Raw genomic sequence first — 15,854 nt, 5'->3', positions numbered from 1 at the left:
TATCGTGCTCGGCGTGGGGCGATGTATCTCGCGCCGGCGTCGTATGGCGGCAGCCGATGGTGTTTTGGCGGGGTACGGAGCCGCTCGTGCGGGAGCATGAAAGACGGGCCAATGGGCGCAATGGAGGCTGCCGTGGGTATCGGTTGCCGATGGATATGCACGGCGTTGTTCGGTGCGTTGCTCGGCACCGCTGGGGCAGCTCTTGCTCAGGCGGAACAGAACGCAGACGGCCGCGGCAAAGCGGACACGCAGACGCAACGAATGGCGCCCGAGGATCGCGATGCGGCGGCAGGCACCGAGGCCGATCGGCTCGAAGGGCTCCGCGGCGACCCTGAAGCCTTGCTCGGCGCACCGGCGCAACCCGGCGACCCTTACGGCGCGGCCTTCGATTCAACCCGGGCCAGGGAGCAAGCGTTGACCGGTACGGAGCGCGTGCCGCGCGGCGCGCTGGCGGACGGACGCTATGGGCCTCAGCCTGCCGATAAACCGCCGGCGCCGCTGCCGGGGATGCCAGTCGATAAAGCCGCCCGGAAAGCAAAGGTAGACAAAGCGGACCCGGGTACCCAATCGCCGACGGAATCGGCGCTGTCGATCTATCACGGACCGGGGGACGTCGGAAAGGCCGTGGGGCAGGTCTATAAGATGCCTTGGTAGGATCTCGTGCTTTGAATCAGCCCCCCGTCACATCTCCACCGCTTCCTTCTCTTCGTCGAGGCATGCATACAGCCGCCGCTCGAGCCGCTCCATCACTGCTTCAGGCGAAAGCATCAACACCGCATATCGCCTGGCAGCGGCACCGAGCCGCTCTCGCATGGACGCGTCGTCGACGAGCACTTCGATCGCGTGAGCGAGCGCTGCCCCGTCCTCCGGCTCGACCGTCATCCCTCGCCCGGCAAGCACGCTCCAAAGCTCCGTCCCCTCGCCCGCCATCGCGACGATCGCGCGGCCGCTCGCCATCATCCCCGTCAGCTTCGAAGGCATCACGAGATCGGCCGCATCGGCACGCTGCGGCAACACATGCACATCGGCGGCATTGAGCAATTCGTTGAGCAGATCGGCGCGCTGCAGGCCGATGAGCATGCAATTCGGAAGCCGCGCGCACTGCCGAGCCACTTCATCGCGCGCGAGGCCGTCGCCGCAAAACACGAATCGGATATCGGGGCGCCTGACGAGCAGCATGGCAGCCGCGATCAAATACTCCAGCCCCTGCTTCGCCCCCATGTTGCCCGCATAAAGCACGATCTTCTCGCCCTCTCCGATCGCCAGCGACGCGCGATACCCGCTGCGCCGCTCGAGCGGACGAATCGTCTCCACATCCACCCAATTCGGCAAGCACAGCGCTCGCGACGCATCCACGCCCAGCGCCACCAGCCGCTCGACCATCTTCTCGGAAATCGACGAAACGACATCGAAGCGGCGCAGCATCGAGTGCTCGAACGCATGCGCGGCACGCGCGGCGTTGCGCCTTGCCAGCAGCCCGAGCTTGAACGCGGCGTCCACCTCGAAGTCCTGAACATGCAGCCAAGCCTTCGCATGCGTCACGTGCGCCAGCGCCAGCGCGGCAGGGGCACAAAGCAGCGTCGGTGCGATCGCCAACACGACGTCGGGCCGCCAGCGCCACTGGGCCAGCATCGGCAAGATCGACGACAACGCGAACGACGCCAAGTGCACCACCCGCGTGACACCGCGCGGATGCAACGGCACCCACAGCGGCGCGCGCCGCACCGCCACGCCGCCGCGCTCCTCGCGCGCATATCGCCACGCCGACCACCCCGCCGCGACGTGCCATGCGGGGTAATACGGCGGAGCACAGACAACGTGCACGTCATGCCCGCGAGCGGCGAGCGCCTCGGCCATTTCAGCCGTGTATTTCCCCGCCCCAGTCAGTTCGGGCGCGTAATTGAGGCCGTAGATGAGCAGTTTCATCGCCCGATGCCGCTCGCGCGTGAAGCCGTGTGTCTATCGCCGGGCTCGCGCAGCATCGTCGCGCAGCCGCGCTCGATGTTCACCGCGGCCGAACGCGGATCGAAACGCGCGATACGCGCCATGCAAGCGTGCGCCGTGCTCTCCGCATCGTCGAAACAGCCGATCGCGTCGATCAGCGTCCGCGCGAGCGCATCGACGTCGCCGGCCGGAAACGAGAGCCCTGTCTTGCCCTCCACGATCAATTCCGGCACGCAGCCGCATCGATCGCTGACAACGGCCGGACACCCATGATTCAACGCCTCGTTGACGACGAGCCCCCATGGCTCGCTATGGCTCGCCAACACGAGGCAAGTCGCGCCGAAATATTCACGCGAGAGCGGTTCGTCCTGCAGACTGCCGACGAATTGCACGGCGCCGTCGAGCGCGAGCGCGCTCACTCGAGCGGCAAGCGCATCGTGCAAACCGCCTGTGCCGACGATGCGCAGCGTCGCCTCGGGCACGGCCTGCCACACGCGCACGAATGCATCCAGCAGCGTATCGATCGACTTCTCCTCCGACAGCCGCCCCACATAGAGCAGCACCGGACGGCCCAGGCGGCGCGCGGCCAAGCGCTCGCCGAGCGCACGCTCGGGCGAGAACGATCGAGGCAAGGCAGCCGCCTGGCAAGGCACGAAGATCCGCTCGCGCTTGGCGCCCAGCGACATCAAATACTCGCGGCTACGCTCGCCGAAGCCGAAATAGCCGTCGCAAAGCGAAAAGAACAGACGCTTCGGAATCGACGTCAGCAGCCGCCGGGGCCGATCGAAAGCGGTCGAATCGCAGAACACCGCGCGTCGCTTGCGCGTGACGATGCATGCGGCCAGCATCGCCCAATATTCCGGGCGATGGTAGCCCGGCAACACGACAAGCGCCGACTTCGACGTCAACACCTCCGACGTAAGCCGCGCGATCATCCTCCACGTGGGCACATCTTCATAGCAGCCGTCGAACAGCTTGCGCATCGGATAGCGATGGAACGAGTAGTCGACCTCGGAGAAGCCGATGCGATCCGCCTCGGTATCGGCGATCTGCACCATCGCGTAGCGAATCGTTCCCGCGGTCGACAAGTTGTGGAGCGCGGAAAACACGGCGCCCTTGTGCCGCGACCAGACGACGTTGTGAAAGATCGTCACTGTTGTAGTCATGCTCGCTCATCCGTTCGATACCGCATCGAGTATGGGATGCTGCGCGGCGTATTGCGCGTAGACCGCGCGAAGGCCTTCGGTGAGCCCGATCGTCGCGTGCCAGCCTCGCTGCGCCAGCCGCGAGACGTCGAGCAGCTTGCGTGGGGTACCGTCGGGCTTCGAGCGGTCGAAAATCAGTTCACCCTTGAAACCTACGATCTGAGCAACATGCTGGGCCAACTCGTGAATGGTCAGATCGGTGCCGACGCCGACGTTGTAGACGCCGTCGTTCAACGCCTGCTCGAGCACGAAGCGCGTCGCGCTCGCCAAATCGTCGACGTGCATGAACTCGCGGCGGGGCACCCCCGTGCCCCATATGGTCAGTGCCGGCGCGTTCGCGAGCTTCGCCTCATGCGCCTTGCGAATCAGCGCGGGCAGAACGTGACTGCTCGCGGGATCGTAGTTGTCGTTCGGGCCATAGAGATTCGTCGGCATCAACGCGACATAGCGCGTGCCGTGTTGGCGGTTGTATGCCTCGCACAGCTTGAGCCCCGCGATCTTCGCGATCGCGTAGGGCTCGTTCGTCGGTTCCAGCGCGCTGCTCATCAAATACGATTCGAGGATCGGCTGCGGGCACAGCTTCGGATAAATGCACGACGAGCCGAAGAACACGAGCCGCTCGACACCCGCTCGATAAGCGGCATCGATCACGTTCGTTTCGATCGCCAGGTTCTCGTAGATGAACGTCGCGGGCTTCATCGAATTCGCGAGAATGCCGCCGACGCGGGCCGCGGCAAGCAGCACCACGTCGATACGCTCATCCGCAAAAAAAGCGCGTACCGCGCGTTGATCGGTCAGATCGAGCAGATCGTGCCCGCGCGTGACGAGGTTGCGATAGCCATGCGCCTCGAACTCGCGCACGAGCGCGGAACCTACCATGCCGCGATGCCCTGCGATGAAGATGCGTGACTGAGCGTTCATCTTCCGGCCCTCGCTGTATGTGCTGCCCTCACTGCCCTCACTCGTGATGCTCGAGCGTTTTGAAGCCGGCCATGGTCACGAGCGCGTCGCGCCGCGCAATTTGATAATCGGCCAGCGCCATTTCACGCACCAGCGCCGAAAACGGCGTACGCGGCTGCCATCCGAGCTTCTCGCGCGCCTTCGAGCAATCGCCGAGCAGCGTCTCGACTTCGGTCGGGCGAAAGTAGCGCGGATCGACGCGCACGATGACGTCGCCGGGCGACACGCGGGTCTCTCGGCTGCCCACGTGTTCGACGAAGCCGACCTCATCGAGTCCACTGCCCTCGAAGCGAATCGTCATGCCGAGTTCGAGCGCCGCGCGCTGAACGAACTCGCGCACGCTGTATTGCTCGCCCGTGGCGATCACGAAATCCTCGGGCGCCGCCTGCTGCAGCATCATCCATTGCATCTCGACGTAGTCGCGCGCGTGGCCCCAATCGCGCAGCGCCGACAAATTGCCGAGATACAGCTCGCGCTGCAATCCCACGGCGATGCGCGCCAGCGCACGCGTGATCTTGCGCGTGACGAACGTCTCTCCGCGCACGGGCGATTCGTGATTGAACAGAATGCCGTTGCAGGCATAGATGCCATACGCCTCGCGGTAATTGACGGTCGTCCAATAGGCGAACAGCTTCGCCACCGCGTAGGGGCTGCGCGGATAGAACGGCGTCGTCTCGCGCTGCGGCGTTTCCTGCACCAAGCCGTAGAGTTCTGACGTCGATGCCTGATAGAACCGCGTGCTTTGGTGCCGGCCCAGCATGCGGATCGCCTCGAGGATGCGCAGTGCGCCGAGCCCGTCGGCGTTGGCCGTGTACTCGGGCTCGTCGAACGACACCGCCACATGGCTCTGCGCGGCGAGGTTGTAGATCTCGTCGGGCTCGACGCTCTGAATCACGCGCACAAGACTCGTCGAATCGGTCAGATCGCCGTAATGCAGATGCAATTGTTTGGCCGCATCGTCCACCTCATGAGGATCGTGATAGAGATGATCGATGCGATCGGTATTGAACAACGAGGTGCGGCGTTTCAAGCCGTGCACCTCGTAGCCTTTGTCGAGCAGCAACTCGGCGAGGTATGCCCCGTCCTGCCCGGTCACGCCCGTGATCAATGCGACCTTGCGCTTCATGCTCTGATCCTCGTGTTTGTGTTTGTGCTTGTGTTTGCGTTTGTATTCGCGTCATGCGGTTCGCTTCCGCTTCGGCTTCACTCGGCGATGCTCTCGTATCCGTAGTACCCGCCCTTGTACGAACCGCCGAGCAGCGGCATGGCCGGCGGCACGTCGGTCAGCAGCACGCCCTTCAAGTTCACGCCGCCGGTCTCGAGCCGCTTGGCCGTCTCGCCGATTTCGCCGATCGGATGCCTGCCGTAGCGCACGACGAGCAGCGCCGTGCCCGCGTACTTGCCGATCAGCGTCGAATCGGTGACGGCGAGCACGGGCGGCGTGTCGATCACAACGAGGTCGTAGCCGCGCGCAAGCGTTTGCAGCACCTCGCGGAAGCGATCGCTCATCAAGAGTTCGGACGGATGCGACGGCAGCGCGCCTTTCGTCAGCACGTCCAGCCCCGGCAGCACTTCGCGCTGAATCGCCGCCTGCACGTCGGCGCCGCGCAGCACGTCGGACAGCCCCGGTTGATGCCGCACCCCGAAATGCGAATGCACTTCGCCGCGCCGCATGTCGCCGTCGATCACGAGCACGCGCTTGCCGGCCGATGCGACGAGCGCCGCGAGATTGACCGAGAGGAACGACTTGCCGGCATCGGGGCGCGAACCCGTCAGCATGACGATGTTGTTCGACGCCTGGTCGAGCGACAGCTGCAGCGTCGTGCGCAGGCTGCGCACGCCCTCGACGGCGATGTCCTGCGGCGATTGCGCGGCGAGCACGTGCAAGCCCTGCCGGCGCAGCATCACGTTCTGCTGAAGCCGCAACTGCAAGCCGCTGCGCGGCACGACCGCGAACACGGGCACGCCGAGCGCGCTTTCGATTTCGTCGGCGCGCTCGACGCCGCCATAGAGCGACTTGCGCACGAACGCGGCGACGACACCGACGAAGAGCCCGCCGCCGAATGCAAACACAATCACGATCGCGCGTTTCGGCCAGATGGGCTTATCGGGCGTCTCCGCGAAATCGACCACGCGCACGTTGCCGATTTGACCCGCCTTGGCCACGCGCAATTGCTGCGCGCTGTTGAGCATGTTCGTGTAGAGCTCCGTATCGACACGCACGTCGCGCAGCAGCCGCAACGCCGTCTGCTCGGTATCGGGCAGCTCGGCCACACTCTTCGTCATCTGCGACTGATCGCCCTTCAATTGGGCGATCTGCGCGTCGAGCGCGGCGACGGCCGGATGGCTCGGCGTGAACCGCTGCGAGAGGTCGGCGCGCTGGCGCTCCAGATCGGCGAGCTTCGTTTTGTTGTCGACGACTTGCTGCAGCAGCAACCGGCTTTCCTCACTGAGATCGACCGTGCCGTGAGCGTTGCGGAACGTGTTGTAGCGCTGCTCGGCCGCGTCGAGTTCGCGTCGCAATTGGGGCAGCTGTTGATCGAGGAAGGCCAACGTATGTTCGGCTTCGGCGGAGCGGCGGTCGACGTCTTGCTTGATGAAGTGGCGCGCGATGCCGTTGACGACGTCGGCCGTCAGCAGCGGATTCGCGCCTTGCAGGCTCAATGCGATCACGCCCGATTGCAGGGCCGTCTCCTTGATGCTGAGTTCTTTTTGCAGGCGCTCGACGGTATCGAGCGTCGACGAGCGCGTCAGATCGAATCGCGTTCCCGGACGGCCCGTCAGCCGATCGACGTGCACGCGCACTTGACCGGCCGCGGTCGTGCCCGTCACATCCTCGCCCACGCGCCCGCTCGCAATGGCGATGCCGTCGGGGTCGCTCAGCGTGAACGCGCCGCCTTCGCCCTGCGTCAGCGTGAACGTCTTGCCGAAGAGCGCGCTCGGCGTGTCCATGCTCGACACTTCGATCTGCTCGTTGCCCCAGGCGAAGCCACCGATATCCATGAAGGGCGGGAGTTTGAAGCCGAACTTGCCCGTCGTCAGCGCCGTCATCAGGTGGCCGAGGACAGGCAGCGTGCGCGGCTCCCCGGCGATGTCGAGGTGCAAATCGCGCACAGTCGCTTCGGTGACGAGCCGGGACTTGAGCAGCTCGATCTGCGCCGCGGTCGTCGCCTTCGTCTCGAACATCCGCGAAAGCGGCTCGATCTGCTGGCGCAGATCGTCGGCGGCGCCGTTGCCGGCATTCGGCGTCTCCTCCACTTGAATGATCGCGTCGGCCTTGTAGACCGGCCGCGCCAGAAACGCGTACGCCGAGCCGAGCACCGTCACGGCCAGCGTGATCGTGGCGATGAGCCGCCAGTTCGTCGCGATCGCCTGCAGATAGTCGGAAAGGCGCAACTCGTCGCCGGCCGCGAAATCGCCGTAGCGATGTTCGAAATTGATAGCCATGGTCCTCGCTCGCATCGTTTGCGCGCTGTCCCGCCGCGACCGTGAATGATCCGCACAGTCGTGAACGGGCGACGCGCGCCGGTTGGTCACTTCGTTACGATCGCCGCCGTCAGGCCCGCATTGATCGCCGGCAGGAACAGGCTCAGCACACGGTTGAACTTCACGAGCGCACCGTTATCGACGTAGACGACGTCCTTCGGCTCGAGCTGGAACTGGTTGGCGAGCACCATCGAAACGGGCGAAGTCGCATCGAGGTGATAGATCTGCGGATTGCTGCCCGTGGAATCTCGGATGACGAACAGCTGCTTGGCGTAGGCCGTGCCGGGGTTGAGGCTGCCCGCCTGCGACAGCGCCTCGGCAAGCGTGAGCCGGCCGTCGCGCATCGGCAGGATCGTCGCGGGCTTGTTGACTTCGCCCATGAGGTAGACGCCGTTTTCGTCGCGCGAGCCCACATGCACCATGTCGCCGGGCCGCAGCACGATTTCTGAAGGGCTGTGTCCCCCCCTTACCAGTTCGGCGAAACTGATCGGGTAGCGCTTGCCGCCGCGGATCAGCGTCACGCGGCTTTGGTCCGCCGCATCGGTGAAACCGCCCGCGCGGCCGATCGCCTCGGTCAGCGTCATCGGGATGTCGTTGATCTGCACGGAACCGGGCTTGCCGACGTCGCCGTCGATGAAGATCTCCGTCGCGCGGAACGACGCGACGCGCACCGTCACTTCGGGGCTCTTGTAGACCTTGCTGATGCGCGAGACGATCTTGTGCCGGATCTGCTCGACGCTGTCGCCGGCCACGTGAACGGTGCCCGCGTACGGGAACTGCACGTTGCCCTTTTCGTCGACGACGAAGCCCGGGGCCGCATCGTCGGTACGCGTCGTCGGCGTGATCTGCCCGAGCGCGGCGGCGAGTTCGGGGTGGTCCCAGACGGTGATCTGGAGCACGTCGCCGGGACCGACTCGATACGGCGTGGGCGTGCCGAACAAGGTCTGCGTCTGGTCCGAGATCGGATGCTGCACGGCCTGATCGTTCATCGTCCGAATGAGCTTCAGGTTGATGTCGGTGATCGGTACCTGGACGTTCTGAGCCGGCTCGGAACTGTACTCGCCGCCCGTCTCGGCGACGGTGGGCGGCGTTATCATGCGCTGGCCCGGCACGATCGAGCAAGCCGGCAACATGGCGATGAAGCTAAGGACTGCTAACGAGAACGCACTGCGAATGCGCGAGGCCGAGTCAGACATGATGTCCTCCGTGCCGGTTATTCGTTGCTTGGATTGCGGCCGCCGCGGCCACCGTAACCGCCGGGGCGACTGTGGCAACCGTGGCTACTGTAGCTACCGTGGCTGCGTACTAATAAGCATTGCTATGGACGAACCCCTTGACGATCGTCGTCGCGATGATCCGCATGTCGAGACCGAACGACCAATTGCCGAGGTAATACAGATCGTGCGCGACGCGCCGCTCCATCTTTTCGACGCGATCGGTTTCGCCGCGGCAGCCGTTGATCTGCGCCCACCCCGTGATACCGGGCTTGATCCGATAGCGATGGATGTAGCCCGCCACCACCTTGCGATAGAGATCGTCGTGCTCGAGCGCGTGCGGCCGCGGGCCGACCACCGACATCTCGCCGCGCAGCACGTTGAAGAACTGCGGCAGCTCGTCGAGGCTCGTGTGCCGCAGGAAAGCGCCGAGCTTCGTCACGCGCGGGTCGTTGTGCACGGCCTGGTGCAAGACGCCGGGCGGTTCTCTATGCACGCGCATCGAGCGGAACTTGTACATCGTGAAGACGCGTCCGTCCGCGCCCTTGCGCTTTTGCTTGAAAAACACGGGACCGGGCGAGGACAGCTTGACGGCCGCCGCGATCGCGATCAGCACCGGCGCTAGACCGATCAGTGCGCAGGCCGCGAAGATACGGTCGAAGATGTCCTTCGCCAGCAGCGCGCTCGGCGAGAGCGGCGAAGCCACGAGGTTGATGGCCGGCACGCCGAGCAGATCGATCACGCCGCCGCTCTCGAACAGGGCGAGCGAGCGCACGTCGGGCATGAAGCGGATGTTGACGAGATCGTCGCGAAACTCGGCGACGACGCGCAGGATCGTGCGCTCCTCCTGCAGCGGCAGCGCGAGCCACACTTCGTGCAGATCGCTGCTGCGCACGCAGCGCGCGAATGCCGCCAGATCGTCGAAGCGCCGCAGCCTCGCACCGCGGAACGCTTGCGCGAGCGCCGGCGTCTCCGGGCGCGGAACATATACGGCCGCCGCGCGAAAGCCGGTAGCCGGGGCCGCCTCGATACGCCGCAAGATCGCCTCGCAATGCGGCCCGGCGCCGACGATCGCGACTTGATGCAGGTTGATGCCGGCGTGGCGCAAGCGAGCCAGCACGCCGTGCACCGCGAGCCGATAGGCGATCAGCAGCGCGCCCGCGAGTGCGCTCCAATAGACGAACCAGAGCCGCGACACGTAGTCGATCTCGCGCAGCGAGAACATCGCCGTCAGCGCGCATGCCTGCACGACGACCCATGCGAGCGCCACCTGTCCCGCCAGCATCCGCTTGGCGCGTCCGCGCCACGAGTCGTAGACGCCGAACGCCGGAAACAGCACGACCACGCAGGCCGCCGTCAGCACGACGAACGGCGCGACGAATTCGTGCGGCCCCGCGTCGGCGAAACGAATCCGCGACGCAAAGGTCGCCGCCACGACCACGATGGCAATGTCGGACAGCCGCGCCACAAAGGCTTGAATTTCACGCATCTGCTCTCTCCGCAACGAACCGGACCCGCCTCGCCCTTCACGGGGCGGCCCGATCACTCGCACAGCGGCCGTAGTTGTCCTCGAAGCGCACGATGTCGTCCTCGCCTAGATAGGCGCCCGACTGCACTTCGATGATTTCGAGCGGGACCTTGCCCGGATTGCCGAGCCGATGCCGCACGCCGAGCGGAATAAACGTCGATTGGTTCTCGCTCAGCAAAAACTCTTCGTCGCCGCGCGTGACGAGCGCGGTGCCGCGCACGACGACCCAGTGCTCGGCCCGGTGGTGATGCATCTGCAGCGACAAGCGCGCCCCCGGCGCGACCACGATGCGCTTGACCTGAAAACGGTCGCCGTGATCGATCGAGTCGTAAAAGCCCCACGGGCGCCGCACCTTGCGATGCGTCTCGGCCTCGGGCGCGTGCTCGGCCTTGATCCGCGCGACGAGCCCCTTGATGCGCTGGACGTTCGAGCGGTCGGCCACGAGCACGGCATCGGGCGTCTCGACGACGACGACGTTCGTGGTGCCGACGCAGGCGACGAGACGCGTCTCGGCATGCACGAAGGTGGACATCGCCCCATCCAGCACCACGCGGCCTCTCGCGACGTTGCCGTCGGCGTCCTTGTTCAAGGCATCCCATACGGCGTCCCACGAACCGAGGTCGGACCAGCCCGCATCGAGCGGCACGACGACGCCCGTGCACGGTGCGTCGGGACCGCCCATGCGCTCCATCACCGCGTAGTCGATCGAATCGGCCGGCGCACGCGCGAATTCTTTGGCGGCGGGATCGAAACGCGTCCCGTGCATCGCGCCTTCGGCCACCGCGGCGAGACAGGCCGCGTGCATCTCGGGCCGAATACGCCGCAAGGCGTCGAGCCAAGTCGAGGCGCGCATGACGAAGATGCCGCTGTTCCACCAGTAGGCGCCGTTCGCGACGTACTGCGCGGCCAATTCCGCGGGGGGCTTTTCGACGAAGCGCTCGATCAGGTGAGCGCCGTCGCCGAGCGGCTCGCCGACGCGCACATAGCCGAAGCCTGTATCGGGACGCGTCGGCGGTACGCCCAGCGTCGCGATCTCGCCGCGCTGCGCATGCCGCGCGGCCAGCTCGACGGCGCGCTGCAGTGCCTTCACGTCGGCGATCGCATGATCGGCCGGCATCACGACGAGGATCGCATCGTTATTCTTCTCTGGCCCGCAGGTGAACGCCGCCGCAAGCGTCAACGCGGGCGCGGTATCGCGGCGCGCGGGCTCGACGATCAGATGCGGCGTCACGCCGCTCGCGCGCAGTTGCTCGTCGATGATGAAGCCGTGCTCGTCGCCGCAGACGACGAGCGGCGCATCGGCCACCTCCCAGTCATCGGGGAAGCCGTCCATGCGGCGCACGGTCGCTTGCAGCAGCGAATCGGAGCCGATCACGTCGATCAGCTGCTTCGGGTAGTGCTCGCGCGACATCGGCCATAAGCGCGTGCCCGAACCGCCCGCGAGGACGACGGGAACCAAACGCCGGCACGGCTGGCAAGCCGGATCGCGAAGATCGAACTTCATGCCGCTGCCCCCCGCTTAGCCGCCGGTCCCGCGGCGGCTTTGCATCCGGAACTCGGTCGGCGAAATCATCATCCGTTTGCGAAAGATTTTCGCGAGGCGGTCGCCGTTGCCCATGCCGCTGCGGCGCGCGATCTTGTCGACGGGCAGCTCCGAATCGATCAGCAGGCTGCAGGTGATGGCCAGACGCGCCTGCAGCAGGTAGTCCGATGGCGTCATCCCGAGTTCGAGCTTGAACCGGCGCAGGAAATTGCGTTCGCTCATCGCGGCCACCTGCGCCGCGTCGGCAATCGAGATCGGCCGCTCGCAGTTGTCCTGCAGCCAGCGCGCCGCCGCGCGAATCTTGTCGCCGGGGCTGGCCGAGCATCCGTCGCCGAGCAGCGGCACGAAGCGCGCGCTCGATCCCGGCATCAGCCGTTCGGCGACACCGCGCGCGACGTCGAGGCCGAGGTCGCGCTTGACCATCGAGAGCGCACCCTTCATCGGCTCGAGCCGCTCGTCGGCATCGATCGATTCGTCTTCTTGATTCGACTGACGCAGATAGGAGCCGAAGTGGTAAACCTTGTCGATGCCGCCGATGCCGGCCGCGTCGAGCAGCAAGCTGCCCTCGCCGATCGAGCGGATGTTGGCCGTCTTCGTTTGAACGCGGCGCAGCCAGCCGATCAGCCGCTCGTCGCTCGCGGCCGCGCGCGCACCCTTGCCGCCGGCGATGAACAGCGCGTCGAAGCCGGTGTAGTGGCGGGCGTCGAGACCGTCGGTCCAGACCCGCACCGACGACGCGCAACGCACGTTGCCGCCCTCGGCCGACAGGAACGAGATGTCGTAGGCTTGGGTACGATGAGCGAGCGTCGAGGCAAGCTCGTTGGCGGCATGGAAGACCTCGGCGACCAGACCTGCGCCGAGCAGCGAAAAGCTGTCGAACAGCACGATCGCGATGCGCCGCGTCGCGCTCGGCGCATTTTCCGCGCTGGCGCGCCACCATCCCATGAGTGCGGGTTCGGTACTCGCGTAAGGCATGACATTTCCCTCACGAATCATCGCCGGCATGGCGCGGATCCTCTCGCGTGCAGTGCATCGTAGGCAGTGCCGATACGCGTTGCGGATACCGTGACGTAATTCGGCGACATCTTGTCGGATTGAATCCGACCTAAACGGCCGAATGATTTAGCCGATGTTCACGGCCCGTCGCCCATGCCTAGGCAAATCGGACAAATCGATACGAAAGCCGTCTCTTTCACCCGGTATTTAGCCGAAAAGCGCCAAGCCGCGCCGGCAAAATGCATGCCGGATGCAACGCGTGCTCGACGCTCTAACTCCCCGATTCGTCTTATGCGGACAAGGTGATGCTTGAAGAAGTCGGCTTCGAACGAGCCGATCGGGCGATCTGCGCGGAGCGGTGCGCGCGCCCATGGTCCGCACGAGTTCCGCCGTGGCCCGGAGGCCATGGCGTACGCGCCGACGCACGAAAGAAACGATAAAGGCTGCACTGTCCTCGGTGTGTTGTTGAGACCACATTGGCGGACAGATAATGACGGGGATTTGGCGGATCGAAGCGGCCGTGCGCCCGCGTTTTCTTCATTTCGCTCGACGACATCTTGCCGAAATAATTACACGCGATGTTTCATTCTCGATTCGTTTTCCATCCATCGAATTAAACAATTCAGGATCTATTTTTTAAAGCAACGCATTTTCATTTTCCATCCGATGGCCATTCGGGAACGGTCCGTCGCGCACGCGATCGTTTTCATTCGTCGGCCGATATCGAATCACGCAACGTATGCAGGGTGCGAACACTGCCCGCCACGCGTAAAAATCCGCCAGCACGCGATGCGCAAATCGACTAGATCGAACGCTCCTCAATCCGCCGCAAAACTTGTAGTCTCGCTGCTCCCGCCTTGCGATTCGTGTGAAGCTTGGTTTCATCAGACCAGGCCGACGCCGACGCCCCACTACGACACGATCGATGACACGCAACCTCTCCCCTCATGCGCGCCGTGCGTACCTGCATCGCTGCGCAGCCGTCGCTACCCTTTCGCTCCTGACCGCTTGCGGCGGAGGCGGCAGCGGTTCAGGCACCGGCACGGGAAGCGGCAGCACCTCGAGCGCCGCGGCCGGCGGCACGCCCAGCACGCAAAGCGCGGCGACACCGGGGGCTTCCGCCGCGGTCGCACCGATCGTCGCGGCGGGCGGTCAGGCATTGACGTGCGGCCAGCCGTCCGCGCCCGCGAGCGCCGCCGGCACGGGCGCGACGATCGCCGCCGATACGCCGGGCAGCGACGGCACGCGCACGTTCACGCTGAAGAGCACATTCGCGCTCGCCATCACGACGCGCGCCACGAAGAGCGATACGGTGTCGTGGCAGGTGCTCGACGATTGGAACGTCGTGCGCGCAAGCGGGCACTTTCCGGTGAACGCGGGCGCGCAGACGGTGACGCTCAGCTGCTCGTCGACGCTGGCCGGCTACTTCTCGGTATCGGCCTCGCTCGCGCAGGCAGGCACTTCGCTGGCCTCGCTCGGCACGCGTCCGAGCGGCATCGCGACGTTCGGCGTGCGTCCCGACGTGTCCGCCATCTTGCCGGCCGTGGCCTACGCGCACGAAGACCAGCACCGCTTCGGCGGCCAGGGCACCGATTATCTGGAGCCGGGCCAAACTTGCTGCAGCGGCGACGGCTATCGTCCGCTCGATACCGATCTGGGCTTGTCGTGGGCCAACGATACGCGCAACTGGTACGTCGAGGAGCCGAACGGGCCGAACACGTTCGTGCCCGGCACGAACACGCTCGCGCCCTACTTCAAGCAGGGCGACATCATGCGGCTCATCCAGCTCGACGGCATCCCGGGCTGGGCCAGCCCCACGGGCGCGCAAACGGAAGGGCGCGCCCCGGCCTCGGAAGCCGCCTTTCAAAACTACGCGAGCCGCGTGGGCACCGATTCGGCGCAGATTCGCGCGGCCTACTTTCCGAATCAAGCGCACAACTACTATCAGATCACCTGGGAGCCGGACGGCGGCGGCCCCACCCAATGGGTCGATACCGACGCGAATTTCGTCGCCATGTATCAGGCCGCTTACAACGGACTGCATTCGACCGATCCGAACGGCGTCGTGATGGGCGTCACCGCTTCGATGGTGCGTTCGAACACCGCTTGGCTCAAGCGGCTCGCCCCGCTCGGGATCGCCCAGTATCTCGACGGTCTGACGATTCACGGCTACTACGACGCGGGCACCTCGCCGTCGCATCCGCCGGAACGGCTTGCAACCGATCCCGATCCGGCCACGGCCGCGAACGCGCTGCCCGCTTCGATGCGCGAACTGCGCGCAACGATGACGAGCATGCTCAAACCCGGAGCGAAGCTGTTCGCCACTGAAACCGGGATCAGCTACGACGCGGGCACGTCCTACGGCCCCAACTATCCGACGCCGAACGTGTTGTTCGCGCACGGTGCCGTCGTCGCGCGCACGCAGCTGATCCTGCTCGGCGAAGGCGCCGACATGAGCTACCTCTTCTATTCGTCTGACACGCCCGATTCGCCGCCCGGCTACGGCATGTTCTTCGATCTGAACGATCCGAACGGCACCTACGGCGCGAGCAACATCAGCCCCAAGCCGGCCGCGATGGAAGTGGCCGCCATGACGCGCATCGTCGACGGCACGACGACGCTCGGCTATCTGAACGGCGTGCCCGCCGGCATCTACGGCTACGCGTTTCAGAAGCTGAACGGCGGCAAGGTCGTGACCGCGCTGTGGACGCACGACAATGCGCACTGGAACGCGGCCTCGGGCTTCAGCGCGACCTACAGCGTGCCCTACACGCTGCAGGTCGATGCGCAGGGAACTTCGGGGCAAGTGACGGTGCTCGATGCGATGGGCAACGCCGCGACGCTGCCCTACCGCAACGGCCAGGTCGCGCTCACGCTGAGCGAATCGCCGATCTACGTCGTCTCGACGAACGCGTCCGCGATGAAGGCGAACGTCACGGTGCCGGCGGGGTACGTCGGCCAGTGACGGTAGCGCGGAA

Annotated in this window: 11 protein-coding genes; 2 read left to right on the top strand and 9 right to left on the bottom strand. The window is 65.4% G+C overall.

What is annotated here, in order from left to right:
* Positions 1 to 96: 96 nt before the first annotated feature.
* Positions 97 to 654 carry a hypothetical protein gene (locus DWV00_RS25325; RefSeq protein ID WP_147297974.1) on the top strand — a complete coding sequence of 186 codons (558 nt, stop codon included), beginning with the start codon at positions 97 to 99 and terminating at the stop codon, positions 652 to 654.
* Between the two features lie 27 nt (positions 655 to 681).
* On the opposite strand, the gene DWV00_RS25320 is transcribed toward DWV00_RS25325, so the two are convergent.
* From DWV00_RS25320 to DWV00_RS25280, 9 genes are all read right to left on the bottom strand, one after another.
* On the bottom strand, positions 682 to 1,926 hold the full coding sequence (locus DWV00_RS25320) for a glycosyltransferase WbuB (protein ID WP_115536372.1): 1,245 nt from the start codon (positions 1,924 to 1,926) through the stop codon (positions 682 to 684).
* The gene (locus tag DWV00_RS25315) at positions 1,923 to 3,110 is read right to left on the bottom strand and encodes a glycosyltransferase family 4 protein (RefSeq protein WP_115536371.1); all 1,188 of its coding nucleotides are present in this window, start codon (positions 3,108 to 3,110) and stop codon (positions 1,923 to 1,925) included. The genes DWV00_RS25320 and DWV00_RS25315 overlap by 4 nt, the downstream gene beginning before the upstream one ends.
* A 6-nt stretch (positions 3,111 to 3,116) precedes the next feature.
* Positions 3,117 to 4,070, bottom strand: a complete 954-nt coding sequence (locus DWV00_RS25310) for a GDP-L-fucose synthase family protein (RefSeq protein ID WP_115536370.1) — start codon at positions 4,068 to 4,070, stop codon at positions 3,117 to 3,119.
* Positions 4,071 to 4,107: 37 nt separating this feature from the next.
* A complete protein-coding gene (gmd, locus tag DWV00_RS25305; protein ID WP_115536369.1) occupies positions 4,108 to 5,235 on the bottom strand; it encodes a GDP-mannose 4,6-dehydratase in 1,128 nt (375 codons plus the stop codon).
* Between the two features lie 77 nt (positions 5,236 to 5,312).
* Positions 5,313 to 7,556 carry a polysaccharide biosynthesis tyrosine autokinase gene (locus DWV00_RS25300; protein ID WP_115536368.1) on the bottom strand — a complete coding sequence of 748 codons (2,244 nt, stop codon included), beginning with the start codon at positions 7,554 to 7,556 and terminating at the stop codon, positions 5,313 to 5,315.
* Positions 7,557 to 7,642: 86 nt separating this feature from the next.
* The gene (locus DWV00_RS25295; RefSeq protein ID WP_220274735.1) at positions 7,643 to 8,791 is read right to left on the bottom strand and encodes a polysaccharide biosynthesis/export family protein; all 1,149 of its coding nucleotides are present in this window, start codon (positions 8,789 to 8,791) and stop codon (positions 7,643 to 7,645) included.
* A 109-nt stretch (positions 8,792 to 8,900) separates the two neighbouring features.
* A complete protein-coding gene (locus tag DWV00_RS25290; protein ID WP_115536367.1) occupies positions 8,901 to 10,298 on the bottom strand; it encodes an undecaprenyl-phosphate glucose phosphotransferase in 1,398 nt (465 codons plus the stop codon).
* Between the two features lie 37 nt (positions 10,299 to 10,335).
* Positions 10,336 to 11,841, bottom strand: a complete 1,506-nt coding sequence (locus tag DWV00_RS25285; RefSeq protein ID WP_115536366.1) for a mannose-1-phosphate guanylyltransferase/mannose-6-phosphate isomerase — start codon at positions 11,839 to 11,841, stop codon at positions 10,336 to 10,338.
* Between the two features lie 15 nt (positions 11,842 to 11,856).
* The gene (locus DWV00_RS25280) at positions 11,857 to 12,855 is read right to left on the bottom strand and encodes a GlxA family transcriptional regulator (protein ID WP_115536518.1); all 999 of its coding nucleotides are present in this window, start codon (positions 12,853 to 12,855) and stop codon (positions 11,857 to 11,859) included.
* Positions 12,856 to 13,801: 946 nt separating this feature from the next.
* Between DWV00_RS25280 and DWV00_RS25275 the strand changes: the two genes are divergently transcribed.
* Positions 13,802 to 15,841 carry a hypothetical protein gene (locus tag DWV00_RS25275; RefSeq protein WP_181885583.1) on the top strand — a complete coding sequence of 680 codons (2,040 nt, stop codon included), beginning with the start codon at positions 13,802 to 13,804 and terminating at the stop codon, positions 15,839 to 15,841.
* The last annotated feature ends 13 nt before the right edge of the window (positions 15,842 to 15,854 follow it).

It is taken from the genome of Trinickia dinghuensis, assembly GCF_003367175.1.
In the GTDB taxonomy this organism is placed as follows: domain Bacteria; phylum Pseudomonadota; class Gammaproteobacteria; order Burkholderiales; family Burkholderiaceae; genus Trinickia; species Trinickia dinghuensis.
The sequence above is the reverse complement of the archived record's forward strand: the minus strand, read 5'-3'. Positions and strand labels throughout refer to the sequence as shown.

Bases quoted from the DNA above. Each gene is read 5' to 3' on its own strand.
- DWV00_RS25300 (WP_115536368.1), bottom strand. From the start codon at position 7,556: ATGGCTATCAATTTCGAACATCGCTACGGCGATTTCGCGGCCGGCGAC.
- DWV00_RS25280 (WP_115536518.1), bottom strand. From the start codon at position 12,855: ATGCCTTACGCGAGTACCGAACCCGCACTCATGGGATGGTGGCGCGCC.
- DWV00_RS25310 (WP_115536370.1), bottom strand. From the start codon at position 4,070: ATGAACGCTCAGTCACGCATCTTCATCGCAGGGCATCGCGGCATGGTA.
- DWV00_RS25315 (WP_115536371.1), bottom strand. From the start codon at position 3,110: ATGACTACAACAGTGACGATCTTTCACAACGTCGTCTGGTCGCGGCAC.
- DWV00_RS25320 (WP_115536372.1), bottom strand. From the start codon at position 1,926: ATGAAACTGCTCATCTACGGCCTCAATTACGCGCCCGAACTGACTGGG.
- DWV00_RS25325 (WP_147297974.1), top strand. From the start codon at position 97: ATGAAAGACGGGCCAATGGGCGCAATGGAGGCTGCCGTGGGTATCGGT.
- DWV00_RS25275 (WP_181885583.1), top strand. From the start codon at position 13,802: ATGACACGCAACCTCTCCCCTCATGCGCGCCGTGCGTACCTGCATCGC.
- DWV00_RS25285 (WP_115536366.1), bottom strand. From the start codon at position 11,841: ATGAAGTTCGATCTTCGCGATCCGGCTTGCCAGCCGTGCCGGCGTTTG.
- gmd (WP_115536369.1), bottom strand. From the start codon at position 5,235: ATGAAGCGCAAGGTCGCATTGATCACGGGCGTGACCGGGCAGGACGGG.
- DWV00_RS25290 (WP_115536367.1), bottom strand. From the start codon at position 10,298: ATGCGTGAAATTCAAGCCTTTGTGGCGCGGCTGTCCGACATTGCCATC.
- DWV00_RS25295 (WP_220274735.1), bottom strand. From the start codon at position 8,791: ATGTCTGACTCGGCCTCGCGCATTCGCAGTGCGTTCTCGTTAGCAGTC.